A 2008-nucleotide genomic window follows, 5' to 3' on the forward strand; every position below is an offset into this window, starting at 1 on the left:
TTTCATCACCTTTAAGGTGGTAGATAAGAAGATGGCAAAGCGTACCGCTATACAGGAACAAGTATTACAGCCGCTTCGTGCCTATCATCAGGTGATGCAGGTGCGTGGCATGGGCAGTGAACATGCTGTGTTTGCGCTCGAACAGTTTTCTCTGGCGGAAGACAAGCAGCTTGAAGTGACGCTCTATGAGAGAAATGGCGGTCGTACGCTGACCTTTCATGTAACGGCAGAAGACCTGCAGCGGGCAAAGAAGATTGATAATCTCAAACTCAAATGGTAAGCATTATGAAGAAGAAAATTATTTTATCGGTTTGTGCAGCGGTAGCAATGACTTTCAGTCTGCCATCGCAGGCACAGCGACTGATACCCAAGCAAAGGGGGATAGAGGTCGTAGGGAGTGTTCCGCTTATCAAGGGTGAGAAACTCTTTACAGGTGATAATTTCGGTGTAGGCATATCGCTAACCCGTTATCTCAAAAAGGAGAACTACACCTTTGTGGGAGTTGAGTATGAACAGCAGAATATGGCGTACAGAAGTTATAACGTAAAACTCAAGGACGCACTCTTGCAGGTGGGCTATATGCACCCTGTTCTCTCCGACAGAGGTAAGAACGTGTTTCTTTATGGCGGCATATCCGCTTTGGGTGGCTATGAGCAACTGAACAAGGACAAAAAGCTGCTGCCCGATGGGGCGACGCTGCTCGACCGCTCCCGCTTTGTCTATGGCGGTGCCGTGCATGGCTCGGTGGAAGCGTTCCTTACGGACAGGGTTCTCTTTCTTGTAAAGGCGCAGGGCCGTTTCCTCTTTGGAACGGACGTACATCGTTTCCGTCCGGCTGTTTCTGCAGGATTAAGGTTTAACTTTTAAGTAGAAGAAAAGATGAAGAAGATATTGAATACGATTTGGGTAATGGGTGTACTGACCCTTGCCGTGTTTTGCCTATCTGCTTGTGATAGGGGTTTGGATTTTCAGCAGTCTTATCCGTTTACGATGGAAACAATGCCGGTTCAGAAGGACATCGTAAGGGGGCAGACGGCTGAGATACGCTGCACACTGAAGCGAGGCGGTGAGTTTGCTGACACTCGCTATACGATACGTTATTTCCAGTCTGACGGCAAGGGCTTGCTAAGAAATGATAACGGTACTGTCTTCAAGCCAAACGACCGCTATCCGCTGACAAAGGAAGTGTTCCGCTTATACTACACCTCGCTCTCCACCGACCGTCAGACGATTGACGTGTATGTGGAGGATAGTTTCGGCAGGGTTCAGCAGCTGACTTTCAGTTTCAACAACAAGAAAACAGAGGACAAGGAAAAGTCCTCTGCTGTAATGGTTTCCAAAGTACTGAAGGATGCGGACAACTAAACACTTTGCTTTATTCTGTATTTTATGTTTATTCTGCCAGCCCATCCTTGCCCAGCGTAGGGTGCGGTTGGCAGACTTGTCTCCTTTCGAACGTGGTGTGGTTGTTGTTAAATACTTTGAGGGACTTCATAATAAGCCGAAGGATTTTCCTTATGTAGGGTATGGTCATCAGCTGCAACCAGGAGAGCACTTCACGGCGGATATGACGGAACGGCAGGCAGACTTTCTGCTCCGTGCTGACCTATGGAAATGCTTTGAACACTTCAAAGGCTATGGCAAGGATGCGCTGCTATTGACCTTACTTGCCTACAATGTGGGCGTGGGGAGATTGATCGGTTATGACAGGCATCCCAAGAGCCAGTTGCTGCGAAAAATTGAGGCAGGAGACAGAAATATCTATCGTGAGTATGTTTCGTTCTGCAGATACAAGGGAAAGGTCTTGAAAGGGCTGGAAAAACGAAGAAAGGTAGAGTTTGCCTTGTTTTATCTTCCTTGAAAATATACCTTTTGCACTTTTCGTGCAAGGGAACTTATCTTTTAATCGGAGAGATAAGAAAATCCATTTTTCTTTCTTAGATAAGCATAAAAAGCATTACCTTTGTAGTAATATGACAGAGAAACTACCCATACAGCAGGAACAAGT

At 46.6% G+C, this 2008-nt stretch carries 4 protein-coding genes; all 4 read left to right on the forward strand.

Annotated elements, in window-relative coordinates:
• On the forward strand, positions 1-280 hold a 280-nt coding region (locus JCM12259_RS12665), incomplete at its 5' end, for a DUF4138 domain-containing protein (RefSeq protein ID WP_025066711.1).
• Positions 274-867, forward strand: coding sequence for a conjugal transfer protein TraO (locus tag JCM12259_RS12670; protein WP_036889115.1), 594 nt, complete (start codon positions 274-276; stop codon positions 865-867). The genes JCM12259_RS12665 and JCM12259_RS12670, both read left to right, overlap by 7 nt.
• A 12-nt stretch (positions 868-879) precedes the next feature.
• Positions 880-1365, forward strand: coding sequence for a DUF3872 domain-containing protein (locus JCM12259_RS12675; RefSeq protein WP_025066713.1), 486 nt, complete (start codon positions 880-882; stop codon positions 1363-1365).
• A complete protein-coding gene (locus JCM12259_RS12680) occupies positions 1352-1861 on the forward strand; it encodes a glycoside hydrolase family protein (RefSeq protein ID WP_025066714.1) in 510 nt (169 codons plus the stop codon). Before JCM12259_RS12675 ends, JCM12259_RS12680 begins: the two co-directional genes overlap by 14 nt.
• Positions 1862-2008 lie beyond the last annotated feature (147 nt).

The organism is Hoylesella enoeca JCM 12259 (genome assembly GCF_000613405.1).
In the GTDB taxonomy this organism is placed as follows: domain Bacteria; phylum Bacteroidota; class Bacteroidia; order Bacteroidales; family Bacteroidaceae; genus Prevotella; species Prevotella enoeca.

Excerpts from the sequence above, each read along its gene's own strand:
- JCM12259_RS12675 (WP_025066713.1), top strand. The coding sequence starts at position 880 with ATGAAGAAGATATTGAATACGATTTGGGTAATGGGTGTACTGACCCTT.
- JCM12259_RS12680 (WP_025066714.1), top strand. The coding sequence starts at position 1,352 with ATGCGGACAACTAAACACTTTGCTTTATTCTGTATTTTATGTTTATTC.
- JCM12259_RS12670 (WP_036889115.1), top strand. The coding sequence starts at position 274 with ATGGTAAGCATTATGAAGAAGAAAATTATTTTATCGGTTTGTGCAGCG.